Genomic DNA, 20117 nt, shown 5'->3' on the forward strand with positions numbered 1-20117 from the left:
AAAGAAATTAAACAATAAACTTGAAATCACAAACTCACATAAATTTATTTAAATTTAACTTTATTACAAATTAAAAACAATAAATTTAATTATTGATCATCTGAGTAATAGGATGCGAATCAGCTAATTTGTCCTTTAACTTTTCGTTAGCAATATGAGTATATATTTGTGTTGTAGAAAGGTTAGTATGGCCAAGAACTTTCTGTATCAACACAATATTTGCTCCGCTATTTAGTAGATGGGTAGCAAAAGAATGCCTAATCACGTGTGGAGAGATCTTATTTTCATCAATATTGCATTTTCTTGCCAACTCCTTCATTAATTGACCGACCCTCTGCCTTGTAATTGGTTTATTAGGTTTATCACCTGGGAATAGCCAATCGGATTCCTTTTCTTTAGAGATCAGATTATCACGAACTGATAAATAATTTCTAAGGCTCTGCAATGCTTGTTCATTAAAAAGAATTTGCCTCTCTCTACCACTTTTTCCTTTTATTATTATATAGCATTCTTTGTTATTACTGTTTATTAAATGTGACACTTCACATAATTTCATACTAATTAGTTCAGAAACACGCATTCCAGAAGAGTAAAGGATATCTAAAATCGCACATAGCCTTTTACTGCTTATCTCTTTATTCGATTCGCTTGCTGATTTTCTCACTGTGTCCATTAGCAAAAATATTTCTTCGACACTTAAATACTTAGGCAAAGGACGAGAAACTTTTGGATTCTTTAATTCAGCATCATTAGCCGGCGCTGGATTAAAATCTATTATTCCGTCATTAAATAGACACTTGTAAAAATTTTTCATAGCGGATATTTTTCTTGATATAGAGCTACTTTTATATTTTTTTTGTGTACATAAAGATTTCACATAATCTTTAATATTGGTTTTGTTTACACCAACCAAGGTAGTGCTGCTTTCTAATAAAAATTCTTCAAACTGGTGTAAATCAGAACGATAACTTTCCAGGGTATTTTGTGTAGCGGACCTCTCTGAAGCCAAAGCATCTATGTAATATGTTATGTAAAGATTTTCTTTTTTATTTTGCGACTGTTTATTTTTCATTATCAGCTCCTATATTTATTTCTTTGGCTATAATTTGATTAGAAGTGTTCCCTGTGTTTCTTATGAGAAAATATGAGACAAATAAAGCATTTATCAATAGAGTGAACATCACAAACTTTTGCTTTAACCTTTTTTTTAAATTTAATCTTGCTCTTATCATAGTTAAATTATAACGTCAAATCTATAAAAAACACCTTATAAAGTGAGCTCTACTATAATATAAAATACTTCTTAGCTGTATCTATCTATATTTATTATAACATAACATTTATTATAATTCTAACATAGACAGGTGGAGATTTCAATTACGTGAGTGTTATGGGTGTTAATAAATTTTTAATATACACAATGAGTATTTTACAAAAGAAGAAATCAAATGGCATCTTTTTTTAATAAAGTGCTAATAAAAGGAATGGTCACGTTTGACCCTATAGATTCATTATCTATCTTCTCTATAATTTTGTCAATGCTATAGAAAGAACGTTCTATTCTTGCTAAAATATAATTAATCACTTTTAAATCAATTTTTAACTGTTTATCTGAAAATCGTTTTATTAGCATAATTCTTAATAATTCCTCGCTTGCAGGCAAAATTTTTACGCTGATAGTTGATAATATTCGAGAACTTAAATCTCTTAATTTGAAGTTAAGCTTTTTTGGTGAAATTGAAGAAGTGATTAGCAGCCTCTTGTCGTTTTCTTTCATGTAATTGTAACAATGTAGTAACATTGCTTCATCTTTAATGTTTTGTACGTCTTCTAAAATAAAAGCATCGCTATACCTAATCTCGCTTACGAAGTTATTCACATTGATAAAGATAGCATCGTTTATTGATTGCCAAATATGAGCAAGATGAGTTTTACCGGAGCTTTTAGGTCCAAAAAGAATCAGACATTTCCAAGATAAATCATTAACTACCGAATTATATACGTGCTTATTTTCATCTAAGATGATGTAATTTTGCCGACTATAATCAGCTCGATTATTGTCAAATAAATTTAATTGCACGTTAAGCCTCTTACGTAACCTCTTTCTGGTAGTAATTTTTGCGCAAAAATTTACTTACGCTCCTAAAATATCTCAGGTATTCTGGGCTCATTTCTCCTCTTACCATAAATTGATTATGCAAAAGGTCTGTTAGCCGTTTTTATAAAGCTCACTTTTAAAATATTTATTGATTGCATATTCTACTGATACATTGAACATTGCTATTATTGGAATAAAAAGTAATATACCTATAAATCCAAAATATGAAGCGCATATAGTAATTCCCAGAATAATTACAGTTGGATGTATATGAACTTTTTTTCCTATTAATAAAGGAACTAATACGTTTGAATCTATTAATTGTCCAACACCAAATAATAGCAAAACGGCAGCACTTTCAAACCATCCACTAAATTGAGTGATAGCGCTCAAAAACCCAATAATGGTATATAATAATGGCCCTACGTAAGGTATGAACGTTAACATTCCTGATAAAATTCCAATAACAATAGAGTGTTCCAATCCGATTATGCTCAGGCTCACAGAGTAAAAGACCATCATGACAATACATACATTTACCTGCCCCTTTAGATAATTAGATATAATGAAATCCACTTTGGAAAAATAATCTGCAATTTTTCCTCTGTAAGGAATAGGGATTAATTTACTAGCTTTTTCTATAATTAAAGGCCAATCACGTAATATATAGAAAAACACTACAGGAGTAATCACCATTAATGATACCGTGTTAAAGCTTGAACTTAACACTTGGATTATAAAGTTACTAGCAATATCAAGAGCATTCATGAAATAAGATACATAGTTGCTGTAATTTTCTGCTAGATTTTTAGATAAATGATCAAATAAGCTATCCTCGATTTTTATATTAAGAAATTCTAATACAGAGGGGATTACTTTAAGCTTTAATGAAGGCACTTTACTCACTAAGAAATTTAATATTGAAGTAATTTGAACATATATAATAGGTAAAACAAATGTTATGACTAGTATAAAAGCTATTAATAAAATAAGTATTATAAAAATTACAGAACATGAACGCGGTATTCTATACTTTTCAAACTTAATTACTAGCGGATTAAACAAATATGCAATAATAATAGATATTAAACATGGAAAAATCATAGGACGCATCAGGAATAACATCCCTATTATAAAAAGCAGTATGAAACAAATAGTTATATGACGTTTTTGCATGTGTTTAGCATAGCTAATTTACTGAAAAATATGCAATTTATTTTTCCTATGTTGAAAGTATTTTACGATTTGTAATACTATCATTTTTTACTAAAATTTAGTTGTTTAATCCGCAGGCAAAGATAGATTTTGAGCTCTCTAAATATCTCTTTTGCTATTATAATTATGCTAGTTAATAGGGGAAGTAACTTTTATATGATGTCAGAAATTTTATTTTTCGGAAAGAATCTTGGATAGAGAGGAAAGCTTCTACAAAAAGAAATATGTGCGCTAAGAAATACAAAATAGCAGCATTAATAGTTGCAGCGGGAGTAGGCAGTAGATGCAATTCTACGATTCCTAAGCAATATATAAAACTGGCAGGTAAATCTGTTTTATTTCATACAATTAAAAGATTTCTGACTAACCAATATATAGATCACATAAGAATAGCAATTAATAGAGACCATGAAAATTTCTATGAGAAAGCTATATCGCCAATTACAGATACTAAATTACTAAGCCCTGTATACGGAGGAGAAAGTAGGCAAAGTTCAGTTAAACTAGGGCTTGAAAGCTTACAAAAAATTAACCCAGATTTTGTAGTTATACACGATGCTTGTAGGCCTTTTGTGTCAGATGTTCTGATAGATAACTTGGTTGAATCTATGATTAATGATCAATATACAGGAGTAGTTCCAGCAATAGAAGTTGAAGACACTATGTCATTGGTGAGTAATAGTTTTATTGAATCTACGATTTCGAGAGGAAAGCTCAGAGCCATACAAACCCCTCAAATTTTTAATTTCAAAGAATTATTATCATGCCATCAATCAGTCAAAGAATTTACTGACGATTCATCACTAATGGTAGAGCACAAAAAACATGTTGCGATTATTAAAGGTGAGAAAAGCAATTTTAAGTTAACCACAAAAGAGGATATCAATATGGCAAAGCTTCTTTTTGAAGAGCCAAAATTTCGTGTCGGAGCCGGTTATGATATACATAAGTTCATTAAAGTTCAAAATGGTGCTGAAAGCTTTATAAAAATTTGCGGTGTGAAAATTGAACACAACATGGCAATAGAAGCGCACTCTGATGGTGATGTTGCAATACATGCAATCGTTGATGCAATACTCGGAGCACTGGGATGTGGCGACATAGGAGAGCACTTTCCTCCTAGTTCCTCTGAATGGAAAGATTGCAATTCATCTCACTTTCTTGACTTTGCTGCTAAAAAAGCAAAGGAAAAAGGGTACAGCGTGTCTAATTTAGATATTACTATAGTTTGTGAAGAGCCTAAAATATCGCCTTACAAAGTAGAAATGAAGAAATTCATATCAAAAGCATTAGAAATTGATGATGAATTTGTAAATATCAAAGCAACCACTGCAGAGAAATTAGGTTATATTGGAAGAAATGAAGGAATAGCAGTGCATGCTTCTGTGTTATTGCATACAAACTTTTATTGGGAATAGAAACGAAAAAACTTACTTGACACCCTTCGCCAGCCCCCTTATCATGAAACTGAAGCTATTTATTTATCTTCTCTGTACAGATTAAATGACAAAAAAACTCACGTATCTGGCGTCCCATGTTTAATTTTTTGCACTATGTGCACCTTATGTCTTTATAAAATTTCTAGGTTTTTACCTAATATAAGCTGAAATGCGCTTATAAAGCATTTAAAACATCAAAAAACGCCGATTTAAAAAATGGATAGTGAATAACTAGCTACCCTAGGGTTTCTTTTGCCTTTTTTTCTGTTTAGTAAATTTCTTAATGTTTATAATTTAGATTAGTTGCGGCTTAAAAGCAACTAAATCGCGGTTATTAAGCGTTTAGAATAAAAAAACGCCATACTTGAAAGTATAATGTAAGTAATTAGCCAACCACGGGGCTTCTTTTGCCTTTTTTTTATTTGGTAAATTTCTTAATATTTATGGCTAAACGACAATCGTCATCCCGCTACTTGTTAGCGGGATCTAGAGATACCGCGGCGGCATGACGTAGGACTGCTGTCATTCAAGTAGCTGACGCTGGAACCCAGCCTTGCTGTAATCTCATCAAGAACGTTGTGTTTTAACATAAGATCAGCCACTTTTATGCTTACCAACTTAATAAAATTCCTGGATCCAAGTAGTCAGGCTACTCGAATGACACCTTCATAAAGTGAAATGAGATCCCGCTAACAAGCAGCGGGATGACGAGAAAGGGGCTACTCGGATGACACCCTCATAAAGTAAAATGAGATCCCGCTAACAAGCAGCGGAATGACGGGAAAAGAGGTGCTGGGATGACACCTTCACAAAGTGAAATGAGATCCCGCTAACAAGCAGCGGGATGACGGGAAAAGAGGTGCTAGAATGACACCGTTTACTATGTAACATCTCATCATATCACAATGTTCGTACAGTTGTGGCGGTATGACGTAGAAAAACTGTTAACTTAAATCTATATTGACATGTCCCATTTTACGCTTATCCCTAACCTCTTTTTTCCCATATATGGTTAAACTAGCTTTTTCGTTGCTCAAATACTTATGAGAATCATATATATCATTACCTATTATATTTTTCGTCATACAAGGAAAGCGTAATACTACTTCCTGCATAGGTAGCCCGCATATTATCCTAATTAGCTGTTCAAATTGACTAACGTTACATGCATCCAAGCTCCAGTGGCAAGAATTGTGAGGTCTGGGAGCTAGTTCATTAACTAACAATTCGTTATCCTTAGTAACAAAAAATTCAATAGCCAGAATTCCTATTACATCAAGCGCATTTGCTATTTTCTTTGCAGCTCGTTGTACCTCTTGAGTTAATTTACTATCTATTTTAGCTGGCACTGTTGAAGTATCAAGTATTCCATCAACGTGGTAATTTTCTGCTATAGGAAAAAAAGCTACTTTACCGTTTTTATCTCTTGCAACGACTATTGAAACCTCTTTCAGTAAATCAACACTTGCTTCAAGAATGTACTCTGTATTCCAATCAAAGGAAGCAAATTGCTTCACTTCAGAATCATTCTCAAGCACATATTGCCCTTTTCCATCATAACCCATTTCTGTTGTTTTCAGCCTTGTTGGATAGCCAAAAGCTCTACTGTTTTTCAGTAGCTCATTATAATTTTGTATACTTTTGTATTCAGCAGTTTTTATACTCAAGCTTCTAATGAAATCTTTCTCTCTAAGCCTATTTTGCGCAATGTGTAACGCTTTTTTACCCGGATAAAAATTTACATCGATATCAATTGCACTACATGGAATATTTTCAGACTCAATAGTGACCAAATCCACACTCTGTGCAAAAGATTCAAGCGCTTTCTTATCAGAGAAATCTGCTATTGTGAAATCATCAGCAACAGAGCAAGCCGGATCGTCTTTAGCACTGGCAAAAACATGTGTTTTTTGTCCAAGTTTTGTTGCAGCGATAGCAGTCATTTTACCTAATTGTCCACCACCTATTATTCCTATTACTTTTTTGCTAAGCGCATCTGGTTCATTCATACTATAAATTGATATTTCCTAATTAGAGTATACTTGAAAAATCTATGAAAAAAGTATATAATTAGGATACTATCTTTTTATCATGAATATTCTATAATGATTCTAGAATACACACTAACTACCAACTTTGTTGAAGTTACAGTTTTACCAATTTATATTGAAGAGCAATCCATTCCTTATGAAAATTGCTATGTATGGATGTATAACGTTAAGATAAAAAACAAAAGCCAATCAACTATTCAATTGTTAAGTCGTCATTGGCAAATAATAGATTATAAGGGAAAAGTAAATGAAATTGCCGGAGTTGGTGTTATCGGAGAACAGCCTGTGATAAAATCTGGAGAGGTATTTAAATACACAAGTGGAACATACTTAAATGTACCGTCAGGAATAATGCAGGGTAAGTATGAATTTCTGAATGAAGAAAGCATAAAAGTTTTTGAGGTTATGATACCACCCTTTTCTTTGGATAGTCCATACGTCAAAACTAGACCCCATTAACTATCAAAATAGTTTATTTGTAACCAGACTGCATTCTGTGATTTTTAGCAAAGCACGATCTTTCATTTGAGCTTTCTTCAATTTAAAATAAATACAGAAACTAGCTATCTTCAAAAATATGGTTGAATAATTGTTAATAATAGTGTATAATTATTAATATTTTCAAGCATTTTTGCCATGGCTCTTTCAAAATTTCTCGATCCTCGCAATGATTTGTGTTTCAAAAAAATCTTTGGAACGGAAAAAAATAAGAATATCCTGATCCACTTTTTGAACGATATTTTAGGGTTTACTGAGATAAATGCAATACAAGAAGTTGAGTTTCTTAGCACTATTATGGATCCCGAAGTTGCCTCTGATAAACAAAGTATTGTTGATGTTCTCTGCAAGGATTCTCACGGAAATAGATATATAGCAGAAATGCAGCTCGCTAGAGACAAGGGCTTCGAAAAACGCGCTCAATTATATGCCGCTAAAGCCTACTCAAGACAATTAGATAAATCTGGCAACTACATTGATTTAAAGAAAGTCTTCTTTATTGCTATATCAAATTGTAACTTACTTCCTGAAGAAGTTGATTATATTTCTACTCACAATATACGTGATATAAAAACTAACGGCCATTACTTAAAAGATTTTCAGTTTGTCTTTATTGAGTTGCCTAAATTCGCAAAAAATAAAGTAGAGCAGTTAGAAAGTATAGTAGAAAGGTGGTGTTTCTTTTTTAAATATGCAGAAGAAACAACAGAAGAGGACTTAAAAGAGATAGCAGAAAAAGCACCAATAATAAAGCTGGCGTATGATGAGTTAGACAAGTTTCGTTGGAACGAAAAAGATTTAGTAGCCTATGAAGAAAGGATAATGGATCTACGCAAAGAAGAAGCCATTCTTGAATACAGACTTGATCTTGCTACTGAAAAAGGCAAAAAAATTGGTAAAGAGGAAGGGAAAATTGAAGGGAAAATTGAAGTCGCAAAAGCAATGCTGGCTAATAATGTTGATGTCAACACTATTGTCAAGTTTACTGGCCTTTCTATTAGTGAGATTGAAGAATTAAGTGGAAATCTATGAACGGTTACGTTTATTTTTTATCCTTATCATCAAGTGTAAATAAGGTTATTGTAGAGATTAAGCCTATTATAACTATTATTAACGAAAATGGGGCAGCTTCTCTATAGCGCTCATCGCTTACAAGTTCATATATTCTAGTTGATATAGTTTCAAAATTAAATGGTCTTATAATAAGTGTTGCTGTGAGCTCTTTGATAGTATCCATAAATACGAGCAAAAATCCCGATAATATACTCTTCTTGATGAGAGGGATATGAACATTCAAACATGTGGAAATAGGTCCATGACCCATAGTATATGCAGTCCACTCAATTTCATTTGGTGTTTTTTTGAGCCCTGACTCTACCGCCTTGAAAGATATAGCAAAAAAACGAAATAAATATGAGTAAACTAATGCGCCAATAGTTCCTACCAAGCTAATTTCCACAATATATTGAGTAATGAAAGAGGATATTCTGCTTAAAAATATTATTATGCTAATTGCGATAATTGCATTTGGAATTGCGTAGCCTAAAGAAATGAGACGTGCTACATTATTGATTACCTTATTTTTACGCGCCGTATATCCAATAATTATTGCAATGCTAATTGAGATTAGTGCAGTGATGAATGATAAACTAACGCTATTTGCTATTATGTTATAGAATCTTGCTTCATATATGAAAAACCCCTTCTCTATGCTCCAATATATGAGCGGAATCATTGGCAAAATAAAACCTATTAATATCGGCAATACACACATAAGATAAGCAAAGATCAATGGTATAGTGCCACTTATACTCCGTTTGTTGTGATAATCTGAATTGGTATTGATTGAAGAGTAGGATATTCCTTTTTTTTGTAGTTTTTTTTCGATAGCTATTAGTGTTGCAACGAAAATCAACTCTGCAACTGCTAAAACAGTAGTTGAATATTTGTCATGCAGTAAAAACCAGGTGCGATATATTCCTGTTGTGAAAGTATCGATAGCAAGAAACTGTGGTGTGCCGAAATCTGTAATTACTTCCATTAGTACCAAAGACAACCCAGCTATAATTGATGGGCGTATGGAGGGTATGATGACAGAAAACAGGCTCTTCAATGAGGAGAACCCAAGTGTTGACGCAATAGTGACTGAGTTACTAACATTCTTTAGACTTGAGCGGACTAACATATAAACGTATGGATATAGGCTGAATCCCATTACTAATATTCCACCACCTAGGGATTTTATTTCAGGAAACCAATAGTCACCTTTGCTCCACTCTAAAATGTCTCTTAATGAGCTCTGCACCGGACCTGAAAACTCTAGTGTATTTACATAGACGAACGCTACTATATATCCAGGAATCGATATTGGAAAGAATAAAGCAATCTCAAAAATTTTACTTCCAGGAAATGAAAAAAATGTGGTGAGCCAAGCTGGAATTACTCCAAATATGAAAGATATTCCCCCTACTCCTACCATCAAAATTAACGTACTCAGTATATATTCAGGAAAAAGTGTACTGATTACCCATTCGGAATTCGCTGAATCTGTAAATAAGATTGATATTAACGATAGTATAGGACAGACGAATAATATACTTACTAAAAATAAGAATACATTTTTAAATACTCTTAAAAACATTAATTTGAATCTATATTTTATATTAAAATGTTATATGTAAAAACTGAAGATATCCAGTAATTAACAGCCGTACTATTGAATATCTTTATAATTTTGTATATCATGTTTTTAGTTGATAAGTGAATAATCATGAGCTTCGTCATTGCAACTTTCTATCATTTTGTAGAACTTTCTAATTATTATGACATGAAAGACGAAATAAAAGCTGCATGCGACAACATTGAATTAAAGGGTACTATACTCCTTGCAGAAGAGGGTGTTAATGCAACAATATCTGGTGAAAGAAACGCAATTGATAAAATATTCGATTTTCTACGTTCTGATTATAGGCTAAGGGACCTTACATGGAAAGAGAGTGCAGCAGAATATCAACCATTTAGCAAGATGAAGGTAAAATTAAAAAGAGAGATTGTGAATCTTGGTGTAAGCAATCTTGATATTTCCCTTAAGGGTAAATATGTTGATCCAGAGCATTGGGATGATTTTACTTCTCAACCTGACGTTTTAGTAATAGATACACGAAACGAGTATGAAGTGAAATTAGGCAAGTTTAAGAATGCAATTAATCCACACACACAATGTTTCCGTGAGTTTCCTCAGTGGACAGAGTCATTTTCTGAGAGTAAAGACCTGAAAGTGGCTATGTACTGCACTGGTGGGATTAGATGCGAAAAATCTACAGCATATATGAAAAGCCTTGGATTTAGTGATGTTTACCATCTTAAAGGCGGCATTCTTTCTTACCTTGAAAAAACTTATAATAAAAATGGTAATTGGAAAGGAGAATGTTTTGTTTTTGATGATAGAATTGCTGTTGATAACTCACTTACTCCAAGCAACACAATAAAATGCATATTCTGCTCAAATCAAGTTTCAACTGATAAACTGAAATCAGTTCCACGTGGCCAGGTGGTTTGTTTCAACTGTAAACTTTAGCATTAGAAAAAAGCTCCTGTACTAGAATTTAACACGGATCTTCAACAACTCCTTCGTGGTTGCATATTGTTTAATTCAGTGCTTTCAAGATATGTACTCACAGCATAACCCACCCCAGCTCCGAGTAACGCGCCAACCACAGCAGATGCAATAAACGCTGCAACAGAAACACCAACAGGAGTTAAAGCAGCAGCCCCTAAACAATATGCTGCAACTAGACCAATAACTAAACCAACTGTTGCTCCACAAATATAGTATTTGCTACTGCTTTTAAGTTTTTCTTGCGAGTTTGATACCTCATCCTGCAATTTTACGTTTGCACCTTTACCGCTAATCTTGTAACCAATTATATTAAGTGAAGGAAGATTTTTTTTGAGTTTATCTAATTCTTTTGCAACTTCATTGCTAATCTTGCAACCAATTAAATTGAGTAAAGTAAGATTTGTAAGTTTGGTTAATTCTTTTGCAACTTCAACACCAATATTGCACCCAGCTAAATGAAGTGAAGTAAGATTTGTAAGTTTGGTTAATTCTTTTGCAACTCCAACACTAATCTTGCACTTACCTAAATCAAGTGAAGTAAGATTTTTGAGCTTAGCTAATTCTTTTACAATTTCAACACTAATCTCGCACCCAGCTAAATGAAGTGAAGTAAGATTTGTAAGTTTGGTTAATTCTTTTGCAACTCCAACACTAATCTTGCACTTACCTAAATGAAGTGAAGTAAGATTTGTAAGTTTGGCTAATTCTTTTGCATCTTTAACACTAATCTTGTGCCCAGCTAAATTAAGTGAAGTAAGATTTGTGAACTTAGCTGATTCTCCTGCAGCTTCAACACTAATCTTGCACTCACTTAAATCAAGTGAAGTAAGATTTATAAGCTTAGCTAATTCTCTTGCAACTTCAACACTAATCTTGCACTTACCTAAATGAAGTGAAGTAAGATTTGTAAGTTTGGTTAATTCTTTTGCAACTCCAACACTAATCTTGCACTTACCTAAATCAAGTGAAGTAAGATTTATAAGCTTAGCTAATTCTCTTGCAACTTCAACACTAATCTTGCACTTACCTAAATGAAGTGAAGTAAGATTTTTGAGCTCAGCTAATTCTTTTACAATTTCAACACTAATCTTGCACTCAGTTAAATCAAGTCTTGTGATATTTGGTATGCCTACTAACTTACTTACATCCGTGTAATCTAACCTACATAAAGCTGGAGTGTCGCCCTGTGTGTAAAATATCATTTATCCCACCGCATTATTAGAGTATATTTTAACTTTACCTAATATTTCAATAAAAGTCTACTTCTTACCCTTAATCAATTCTAAAGCCTTCTCCAGATCTATACTCTCAATATCTGCACTCTTGCCCAAAGCAACATTTGTTTTACCGCATTTTATATAGAATCCGTACCTACCGTTGCAGATAAAAACTTCTTTTCCCTTTTCATTAACCCCGAGAGATTTTAACTCTTTGCGTGGACTGTTTGCAATAATTTGTACAACTTCGCTCAATTCTGTATTCAGCACCTCTTTGGAGCTTTTCTTAAGAGAAAAGTATCTACCATCATAGAAAATATAGTATCCAAATCGTCCAAGGCCTATTTTTACTTCCTTTCCGGTTTCAGGGTGTTCTCCGATTACTTTTGGCAAGGAAAGTAACTGAGTAGCGGTGCTCAGATCAATATCATTAACATTTATATCTTTTGGTATAGAAACCGCCTTTTTCTTTTCTGACTCATTATTAAACTGCAGGTAAAGCCCAAAAGGACCTTTTTTAATTACTACCTCTTGTCCTGTTATATCATCTATACCTAAACTTTTTGGATATTCTGAATTGTCGTTACTGCCCGTAATTTCTTTTGTATGGTTGCATTCAGGATAGTTAGAACATCCAAGGAACACCCCGGCTTTTCCAAAGTTCAATTTCAATATGCCACCTAAGCAATCAGGACATTTCGTATTCACCTCTTTTTTTCCTTCTTCTGAACAAAACCAATCGATTACCAAATCGTGAATGCCGCTGAAAACTTCATCATGCGTCATTTGCTTGACAGAGTTTACATGACCAAAAAATGGCACCCAAAAGTGGCCTAATTCTTTTTTCCAATCTGCATGTCCATTTGAAATTAAATCAAGCTTCTCTTCCATTTGTGCTGTGAAATCATACTCTACACAACGCTGAAAAAAAGTTTCTAAAAATATAGTAACGATTTTACCGCGGCTGCTTGGAATAAACCTTTTGCTATCCAATGAAACGTACTCACGATCTTGTAATACCGAAATAATTGTTGCATAAGTTGATGGTCGACCTATACCGATTTCTTCCATTTTTTTTACGATACTTGCTTCACTATAACGAGGTGGCGGTTGAGTGAAATGTTGTTTTGGCTCAACTGAAATCAGCTTACACGCTTCTCCTTCCTTCATGGCAGGTAGCAGGCCTTCATTTTCGGCTTCTATGTTATCTTGGTAGACTCTATAAAAACCATCAAAGAATATACTTGATCCACTTGCTCGCAGAATTACTTTCTGGTCAGTAGAACTAATTTCGACTACCACTTGATCAAGAATCGCCGACTCCATTTGACTTGCAATGGTCCTTTTCCAGATTAAATCATACAATTTAAATTGCTCTGGCGTTAAGTAATCCTTAATACTACCCGGCGTTCTATTGATATCAGTTGGACGAATTGCTTCATGTGCTTCTTGAGCATTTTTGACCTTTTTTACATATTTACGAGGAGACTGCGGTAAATATTTATCACCATATAATGACTTAATTGACCCTCTAATTGAGTTTATAGCCTCATCTGCAATATGAAACCCATCTGTACGCATGTAAGTTATCAACCCTACAGTTTCACCACCAATATCGATACCTTCATATAAATTTTGCGCTATGCGCATAACACTTTTCACATTAAAATACAGTTTATTCACTGCATCTTGCTGAAGACTTGAAGTAATAAACGGAGGAAGCGGGTTTCTTTTAACTTGCTTGCGTTCTACTGTGCTTACAGCATATTGCCTTGATTCAATCTCCCTGACTAAGTTCTTTGCTTCTTCTTCATTCTTAATATCAAATTTTTCTAGCTTTTTATTGTCATAGTGGCTTAGCATAGCAAAAAAAGCCTCATCTTTGCTATTTTGCATTTCTGCTTTTATGCTCCAATACTCCTGTGTTATAAATTTACTAATTTCATCTTCTCGTTCGCATATAATCTTTAATGCAACAGACTGCACTCGCCCTGCAGACTTGCTTCCCGACAATTTTGTCCACAGCAGTGGTGACAAACTAAATCCAACTAGATAATCCAAAGCTCTACGTGCTTGTTGTGCACGCACTAAATCCATATTAATTTCACGTGGATTTTTTATTGCTTCTTGTACTGCTCTTTTTGTTATCTCATTAAAGACTACTCTATAAATGTTGTTTTCATTACTGATTGCTTTCTTTTCTTTTAATGTCTCTATCACATGCCAAGCCATTGCTTCCCCTTCTCTGTCTGGGTCTGTTGCAAGATATATATCTGATGTTTTGCTTGCGGCTTTTACTAATTCTTTTATATACTTTTCTGCTTTTTCAATGGTTTCATACTTTATAGCAAAATCATTATCCGGATCGACAGAACCGTTTTTTGCTGGAAGATCTCTCACATGTCCAAAGGATGCAGCTACTTTGAACTCTTTACTCAAATATTTACCTATTGTCTTTGCTTTCGCAGGTGATTCAACTATTAATAATGCCATATTGTTAATTATTTTAGTACTTAAAGATAATATGTTGAGAAATATACAATGAAAAGTAAAAAAATATTTTAATGGTTCTTGTGAATTTTACGAACCGGGTTGTGGGACCTTTTCAGAAAACCCTTGGACGTTGCTATTTTTAAGTGACTTTGAAGGCTCATTACAATAGTATATGATCGCAGCAGCAACGAGAAGCTAGATTCCAGTGTCAGCTACTTGCATGACAAAAAAAGGAGCGCTGGGATGACATCCTCCCTTGTGGAAATTGCTCTCAAATCACAATGCCCGTACAGCCGTAACCCTAGAGGTACTGTTTCTCACCCACTGCAAATATTGCACGGTACTGTCCACTTGGTCGTCGTGGCGCGTTTCTGGAAACATTAAAATTTCATACTCAAAATCATTTAGCCATACTGCTTGATGCGGCAAAATAATCCTGCCAGACTCTATCATCGGAGCAATCCGGTGGAATCGAGTGAGCTTACCATCATGTGGCACTATTTCGATAATGGGCAAATGACTGTTTGCCTTCAGCTCTTGTGCTAATTGCTGACCACTTGTTTTGGCTTCGATCAAAATCGCGTGTGGTGACCATCTTGCAGCTAGTGATAAAACTTGTTCTTTAAGCTTTGGATACTCAAGCTTTGCGCGATATACGTCGAGTAAATAGAATTTATTATCTATTTTTGCCCAGGTGGTGCAGACACTAAAGTTGCTCATGTTACTTGTTGAAACCGCAGTATCCCAACTTTGTGTTATATGCGAGAGATTATCAGGAAATTTTTTATAGCGTTTCAGAGGTTGTCCGGAAACAAGTAAAAGGCTATAATATCTGAAATTTTAGTACGGGGTAAAGATGAGAAAAAAGTATCCAACAGATCTAAGCGAAAGGGAATGGGCAAGAATAGAAAAACACTTCAGAGTATCATACAAGAAAGGAGGAAGGCCGCCAAAGTATAGCAAAAGAGAAATATTAGAAGCAATTTTCTATGTATTGCGTACAGGGTGTCAATGGCGGTATTTACCAAATGATTTTCCGCTATGGAAGACTGTGTATGAGCAGTTCAGGCAATGGAAGAAGCAGGGAATTTTTGAGAAAATGAATTATGAAATTACAAAATATAGTAGAAGAAAAATAGGAAGGAATGAGCAGCCGAGTGCCTGTATAGTAGATAGTCAATCTGTAAAGACTACAGAAAAGGGGGGATCAAAGGCTATGATGGAAGTAAAAAAGTAAAGAGTAGAAAAAGGCATATAATTACAGACACTCAGGGTTTTATACTAGGTTGTTACGTAGGTGCTGCTAACGAAAATGATAGAGATGGTATTAAAATAGCATTAAACAATATGAGAACAAAATATACTAAAGTTAAAAAAATGTGGGCTGACATGGGATACCAAGGAAGAAATTTAAAGAATCACATAAAGGAAGAATATGACATAGATATTGAAATTGTTAAAAGGCCTCCATGTAGATTTTGGGTGCACAAAGATACGCCACCTGAGCTACTACCAACAAGAGAACAAGGGTTTAAAGTACAGCCAAGAAGATGGGTTGTAGAAAGGACTTTTGCTTGGGTTAATAGGAATAGAAGGCTATCGAAGGAGTATGATTTACTCACAACATCCACTGAGAATTTCATATACCTAGCTATGAGTAGGGTTATGTTAAAGAGGGAATATGCTTGAATTTACTAGTTTCCGGACAACCTCTTAATGAGGTGTGAGTAATGATTGATATAGCTTCTATTGGTGTAAGTACAGTTATTGATCAGAATTATAGAAGAAAAGCACAATTATGTTTATCAGGATTATTTGTAACTGTGTCAATAGCAACTGTTACCTGGTTTATTTTCCCTGCGTCACAAAATGTATTAGCTCCGTTTTTACTTCCGGCTATGTTCTTGCTCTTCACTTTATCGATGGGTTATTACATGTTCATATTTAGTTGTGAAGAAAAATCTTTGGTAAAGAATGTTCTTGGTATGGTTGAACCGGCTGAATCGGTAAAGAGAGTGCATTGCCAAGAAAATATTAAGTCCTTATTAGCAGAAGTGAGAAGTACTACGAAAGATAGGTTTCGTAACGTGCTTGTTAATCTTTGTTTTGAAGATCGTAGTAAAGCACACAAACTTGCATTATATGTGAAAGAAATTGACGATATTGTGTCTTCAATAAAAAATAAAGACCTCTTAGACCATTTTGATCAATTTTTTACTATTACTGAAGTAAGCAATAAAAAAAATAGAAGTGAATTAATGAACCTCGCAAGGGCATATAAGATGATAAGTGAAGAAGATCCAGACAAAATACAGGATTTTTTAGCTACTCAAACGATCAATCACCTTAATACCACCTTCAATAATCAAGCAACTAAAGAAATCACAGTTACAGATCCAATGCATCCACTATTTGGCAGAACTTTTCCCATATCATCTGTAAGCTCAAAAGCCCACAATGGTGGCAATGTGTTTGTTACTTATCGTAACTACATCATTCTACGTATTCCGTTTTCTGCTACTGACTTAGTTAGTAAGCAAGATTTTATCATCAGCAAGTTAACATTGGCTTCATTATACGAGTTTGTTTCTTTAGCAAAGGAGTATAAATTATGCCATGTAAACCACATCAAGTGTGGCAGAAAATGCCGCAAAGTTTCAAGTCAGAAATTTTAGAAAATATATTATTAGAATCCAAAGAGGTTATCTATGAGTACATCAGAACTAATCACAGCACAACACCTAGCACGCGAAGCAATAATTTACATCAGACAATCAACACCTCATCAAGCACTGAGCAATCAAGAAAGCTTGGAGTTACAGTATGCACTGAAACAAAGAGCAATTGACCTTGGGTGGAAAGCTGATAATATTGTAGTCATTGATAGTGATCTAGGTTTAACTGGTGCTAGTGCTGAAAAGCGTGAAGGATTTAAAGAAATTGTCACTAAAGTCACTTTATCAAAAGTAGGGATTATTTTCTCCTACGACGTGACTCGATTATCACGTAACTGTTCCGACTGGTACCCATTGCTGGACATATGTGGCTATAAACAGTGTTTGATAGCCGATAGAGATGGTATTTATGACCCTGGTACTATTAATGGTCGGCTGCTACTTGGTCTGAAAGGACAACTTGCTGAAATGGAGTTATCTACTATAAAAGCTAGACTAAATGCTGGACTGCTAAATAAAGCAACTAGAGGCGATTTAGCATTATCTCTTCCAGCTGGCCTTGTTCGTAATATTGATGGTTCTGTGAATAAGGATCCTAACCTTGAAGTTCAGTCTCGTATTAATCTTATTTTTGAAACTTTTTTGGAAAAACGAACAGCATCAAAGGTTTTAAGACATTTTAATGATCATCAACTTACCATTCCTAGATATGACAAATTTAAAGAACTGCAGTGGAAAAAGCCAACTGTGGCAGCAATTACTTCAATACTCAAAAACCCAGCTTATGCTGGAGCATTTGTTTATGGACGTTCCCGTACTACACGCCATGAGCCATCTTCTGTTGACAAAATAACAAAAAAATTACCAATGGAGGAATGGAAAGTTTTAATCAAAGATAAATATTCAGCTTATATAGATTGGGAAACTTTTATAAAGATTCAAATGATGCTAAAAGATAATCATGCAGAATATGATCGCAATAAAACACGTGGTATAGCTAGACCAGGTGCAGCATTATTGCATGGAATAATCTATTGTGGAGAATGTGGACACAAAATGTTGGTACAGTATAAAGAAGGAAACCGTTATTTATGCAACTATTTACGCCAGCAGTACCTTGTGCCTATATGTCAACTTTTACCAGCTGATATTATTGATAATGAAGTAGTTCCCAAATTTTTTGCAGCACTTGGTCAAATTGAGCTTGATGCTTATACTCAGGCGATTAACTCACAATTGCAATCTGAACAAGCAATTAATAAAGCACATTTACAACAACTAGAGCGTCTAAGGTATCAAGTTAGATTGGCAGAAAGACAATTTAATCAAGTAGACCCTGACAATCGTCTTGTAGCTGCAGAACTTGAAAGACGCTGGGAACAAGCATTGAAAGAACTCCAGCAAGCAGAAATTATGTTCGAACGTCAGCATCCACGTAAACCAACGCCTCAATTATCTGAGGAATTGAAAACAGTATTTTTAGATGTAGGCAAAAGATTACCTGAGATTTGGCATAAGCCAGTTCTGTCACGTCAACAACGAAAGTCCTTTCTCCGTTGCCTAATTGATAAAGTAGTAGCATACAGAATTAAACGCGACTGCTTACAAATACGCATTGTATGGCATGGTGGAGAAACTACTACTTCTAATGTGCCTATTCCAGTAAGATCTTTTCGTGAATTAACTGCAGCAACAGAAATGGAGCAATCTATAATAAAGCTCAGTAAAGAAGGCAAGACAGATATGGAAATTGCTAAATACTTAGAAGAACATGGGCATCGCTCTCCCATGAAAAATGTTGTATTAGAAAGCACAGTAAAAACAATTAGATTAAAGAATAACATCTTTCTGAAAAAGTGGCAATCACATCCAACTAAAGTGCCTGGTTACTTTACTGTTCCACAAATCGCAAAAATCCTTAAAGTTCCCGGCCACTGGCTTTACGATAGAATAAACAATGGTCAAATTAAAATACGGAAAGATGATAGTATTGGAAAGGGTAAATATCTATTTGAGGATAAACCAGAAACTGTTAAAATGTTTATGGACTTTAAAGATGGTAAGTTCAACAATCTAAATTTTTTATAGGAGTATCAATATGTATAATCAAACAAAAAGTTATTCATATGAAATAATGTTACCTGAAATTGATAATTTTCTATCACAAGCTAGGTGATTTTATCAATAATTTCATTGTGTACGTGATTATCATTTTTTGTTTCAATTCCAGTGATAACACTGCACCTAACGGGCTCTTTTATGGCTATTTCCTGAAATCCTTTTCTGACCTTATTGTAAAAATTAACATCCATTTCTTCATATTTATTCTTGTTTTTTGCTCTATTTAACCCAACTTTAACATCAATATCTAGAATGAATGTAATATCTGGATATTTAATTTCCACTAGCTTATGTAAGTCCCTTATTAGCCCTAAGTCAACTCCAAACCCATATCCTTGATATGCAATAGTTGAATCAATAAACCGATCACAAATCACTATTTTTCCTTCTGCAAGAGCTGGTAATATTAATTTTTTCATATGTTCGCGCCTCATCGAGATAAGTAGCAAGAGTTCAGAAATAGAATCAATATTATTCGTTAACAATACTCCTCTTACCTTCTCTGCAAAGTTAGTGCCACCTGGTTCTCGAGTCAATACCACATTATTTTCGCCGCGAATTTGCTTAAAATGATTTGCAAGTAGCTTAGATTGTGTTGTTTTACCAGAGCCGTCTATTCCTTCGAAAGTTATGAACATAAGTTTTATAATTATAATACTAAAAAAGAATATGCAAACAGTATACATAGAAA

At 34.1% G+C, this 20117-nt stretch carries 16 protein-coding genes and 1 pseudogene; 7 read left to right on the forward strand and 10 right to left on the reverse strand.

The genetic code is table 11. The features are described 5' to 3' along the window. Positions 1-85: 85 nt before the first annotated feature. The 4 genes from AAGD76_RS04200 to AAGD76_RS04215 form a co-directional block, all read right to left on the reverse strand. Positions 86-1072 carry a tyrosine recombinase gene (locus tag AAGD76_RS04200; protein ID WP_341820418.1) on the reverse strand — a complete coding sequence of 329 codons (987 nt, stop codon included), beginning with the start codon at positions 1070-1072 and terminating at the stop codon, positions 86-88. After that, on the reverse strand, positions 1062-1232 hold the full coding sequence (locus AAGD76_RS04205; RefSeq protein ID WP_341820419.1) for a hypothetical protein: 171 nt from the start codon (positions 1230-1232) through the stop codon (positions 1062-1064). The genes AAGD76_RS04200 and AAGD76_RS04205 overlap by 11 nt, the downstream gene beginning before the upstream one ends. 212 nt (positions 1233-1444) lie before the next feature. After that, positions 1445-2080, reverse strand: coding sequence for a DnaA ATPase domain-containing protein (locus tag AAGD76_RS04210; RefSeq protein ID WP_341820420.1), 636 nt, complete (start codon positions 2078-2080; stop codon positions 1445-1447). 129 nt (positions 2081-2209) lie between these two features. Then, positions 2210-3274, reverse strand: coding sequence for an AI-2E family transporter (locus AAGD76_RS04215; protein WP_341820421.1), 1065 nt, complete (start codon positions 3272-3274; stop codon positions 2210-2212). A gap of 263 nt (positions 3275-3537) precedes the next feature. Here AAGD76_RS04215 and AAGD76_RS04220 point away from each other — a divergent pair, with 263 nt between their 5' ends. Next, positions 3538-4731, forward strand: a complete 1194-nt coding sequence (locus AAGD76_RS04220) for a bifunctional 2-C-methyl-D-erythritol 4-phosphate cytidylyltransferase/2-C-methyl-D-erythritol 2,4-cyclodiphosphate synthase (protein ID WP_341820422.1) — start codon at positions 3538-3540, stop codon at positions 4729-4731. Positions 4732-5696: 965 nt separating this feature from the next. On the opposite strand, the gene AAGD76_RS04225 is transcribed toward AAGD76_RS04220, so the two are convergent. After that, positions 5697-6761, reverse strand: coding sequence for a 5-(carboxyamino)imidazole ribonucleotide synthase (locus AAGD76_RS04225; RefSeq protein WP_341820423.1), 1065 nt, complete (start codon positions 6759-6761; stop codon positions 5697-5699). A 99-nt stretch (positions 6762-6860) separates the two neighbouring features. Here AAGD76_RS04225 and apaG point away from each other — a divergent pair, with 99 nt between their 5' ends. Together apaG and AAGD76_RS04235 are read left to right on the forward strand one after the other, a co-directional pair. After that, the gene (apaG, locus tag AAGD76_RS04230; protein WP_341820564.1) at positions 6861-7262 is read left to right on the forward strand and encodes a Co2+/Mg2+ efflux protein ApaG; all 402 of its coding nucleotides are present in this window, start codon (positions 6861-6863) and stop codon (positions 7260-7262) included. Positions 7263-7439: 177 nt separating this feature from the next. Then, a complete protein-coding gene (locus tag AAGD76_RS04235; protein ID WP_264374022.1) occupies positions 7440-8333 on the forward strand; it encodes an Rpn family recombination-promoting nuclease/putative transposase in 894 nt (297 codons plus the stop codon). Positions 8334-8343: 10 nt separating this feature from the next. Here AAGD76_RS04235 and AAGD76_RS04240 read toward each other — a convergent pair whose 3' ends face one another. Beyond that, positions 8344-9942 carry an iron ABC transporter permease gene (locus AAGD76_RS04240; RefSeq protein WP_341820424.1) on the reverse strand — a complete coding sequence of 533 codons (1599 nt, stop codon included), beginning with the start codon at positions 9940-9942 and terminating at the stop codon, positions 8344-8346. Positions 9943-10071: 129 nt separating this feature from the next. Between AAGD76_RS04240 and AAGD76_RS04245 the strand changes: the two genes are divergently transcribed. Continuing rightward, on the forward strand, positions 10072-10878 hold the full coding sequence (locus AAGD76_RS04245) for a rhodanese-related sulfurtransferase (protein ID WP_341820425.1): 807 nt from the start codon (positions 10072-10074) through the stop codon (positions 10876-10878). 41 nt (positions 10879-10919) lie between these two features. On the opposite strand, the gene AAGD76_RS04250 is transcribed toward AAGD76_RS04245, so the two are convergent. From AAGD76_RS04250 to terL, 3 genes and pseudogenes are all read right to left on the reverse strand, one after another. After that, positions 10920-12122, reverse strand: a complete 1203-nt coding sequence (locus AAGD76_RS04250; protein WP_341820426.1) for a hypothetical protein — start codon at positions 12120-12122, stop codon at positions 10920-10922. Between the two features lie 57 nt (positions 12123-12179). Then, positions 12180-14630 (reverse strand): type I DNA topoisomerase, encoded by a 2451-nt coding sequence (topA, locus tag AAGD76_RS04255; protein ID WP_341820427.1) that lies wholly within the window; start codon positions 14628-14630, stop codon positions 12180-12182. Between the two features lie 276 nt (positions 14631-14906). Continuing rightward, positions 14907-15431, reverse strand: a pseudogene (gene terL / locus AAGD76_RS04260) (phage terminase large subunit); the annotation flags it as partial. A gap of 55 nt (positions 15432-15486) precedes the next feature. On the opposite strand from terL, the gene AAGD76_RS04265 reads away from it, so the two are divergent. The 3 genes from AAGD76_RS04265 to AAGD76_RS04275 all read left to right on the forward strand — a co-directional run bounded on the left by AAGD76_RS04265 (position 15487) and on the right by AAGD76_RS04275 (position 19393). Next, a protein-coding gene (locus AAGD76_RS04265) for an IS5-like element ISWpi1 family transposase (RefSeq protein ID WP_341820157.1) occupies positions 15487-16319 on the forward strand; the annotation gives its coding sequence in 2 pieces (ribosomal slippage) (positions 15487-15856 and positions 15856-16319; 834 coding nt in all). Positions 16320-16360: 41 nt separating this feature from the next. After that, complete coding sequence (locus AAGD76_RS04270) at positions 16361-17305, forward strand: hypothetical protein (protein ID WP_341820428.1); 945 nt, start codon at positions 16361-16363, stop codon at positions 17303-17305. Between the two features lie 33 nt (positions 17306-17338). Continuing rightward, positions 17339-19393 carry a recombinase family protein gene (locus AAGD76_RS04275; protein ID WP_341820429.1) on the forward strand — a complete coding sequence of 685 codons (2055 nt, stop codon included), beginning with the start codon at positions 17339-17341 and terminating at the stop codon, positions 19391-19393. Between the two features lie 80 nt (positions 19394-19473). Here AAGD76_RS04275 and tmk read toward each other — a convergent pair whose 3' ends face one another. Further along, a complete protein-coding gene (gene tmk / locus AAGD76_RS04280; protein WP_341820430.1) occupies positions 19474-20064 on the reverse strand; it encodes a dTMP kinase in 591 nt (196 codons plus the stop codon). Between the last annotated feature and the right edge of the window lie 53 nt (positions 20065-20117).

Source organism: Wolbachia endosymbiont (group A) of Cydia strobilella, from assembly GCF_964026745.1.
In the GTDB taxonomy this organism is placed as follows: Bacteria; Pseudomonadota; Alphaproteobacteria; order Rickettsiales; family Anaplasmataceae; genus Wolbachia; species Wolbachia pipientis.

Bases quoted from the DNA above. Each gene is read 5' to 3' on its own strand.
- AAGD76_RS04250 (WP_341820426.1), bottom strand. From the start codon at position 12,122: ATGATATTTTACACACAGGGCGACACTCCAGCTTTATGTAGGTTAGAT.
- topA (WP_341820427.1), bottom strand. From the start codon at position 14,630: ATGGCATTATTAATAGTTGAATCACCTGCGAAAGCAAAGACAATAGGT.
- AAGD76_RS04240 (WP_341820424.1), bottom strand. From the start codon at position 9,942: ATGTTTTTAAGAGTATTTAAAAATGTATTCTTATTTTTAGTAAGTATA.
- AAGD76_RS04270 (WP_341820428.1), top strand. From the start codon at position 16,361: ATGATTGATATAGCTTCTATTGGTGTAAGTACAGTTATTGATCAGAAT.
- AAGD76_RS04245 (WP_341820425.1), top strand. From the start codon at position 10,072: ATGAGCTTCGTCATTGCAACTTTCTATCATTTTGTAGAACTTTCTAAT.
- AAGD76_RS04220 (WP_341820422.1), top strand. From the start codon at position 3,538: ATGTGCGCTAAGAAATACAAAATAGCAGCATTAATAGTTGCAGCGGGA.
- AAGD76_RS04275 (WP_341820429.1), top strand. From the start codon at position 17,339: ATGAGTACATCAGAACTAATCACAGCACAACACCTAGCACGCGAAGCA.
- AAGD76_RS04215 (WP_341820421.1), bottom strand. From the start codon at position 3,274: ATGCAAAAACGTCATATAACTATTTGTTTCATACTGCTTTTTATAATA.
- AAGD76_RS04225 (WP_341820423.1), bottom strand. From the start codon at position 6,761: ATGAATGAACCAGATGCGCTTAGCAAAAAAGTAATAGGAATAATAGGT.
- AAGD76_RS04235 (WP_264374022.1), top strand. From the start codon at position 7,440: ATGGCTCTTTCAAAATTTCTCGATCCTCGCAATGATTTGTGTTTCAAA.
- AAGD76_RS04205 (WP_341820419.1), bottom strand. From the start codon at position 1,232: ATGATAAGAGCAAGATTAAATTTAAAAAAAAGGTTAAAGCAAAAGTTT.
- AAGD76_RS04200 (WP_341820418.1), bottom strand. From the start codon at position 1,072: ATGAAAAATAAACAGTCGCAAAATAAAAAAGAAAATCTTTACATAACA.
- tmk (WP_341820430.1), bottom strand. From the start codon at position 20,064: ATGTTCATAACTTTCGAAGGAATAGACGGCTCTGGTAAAACAACACAA.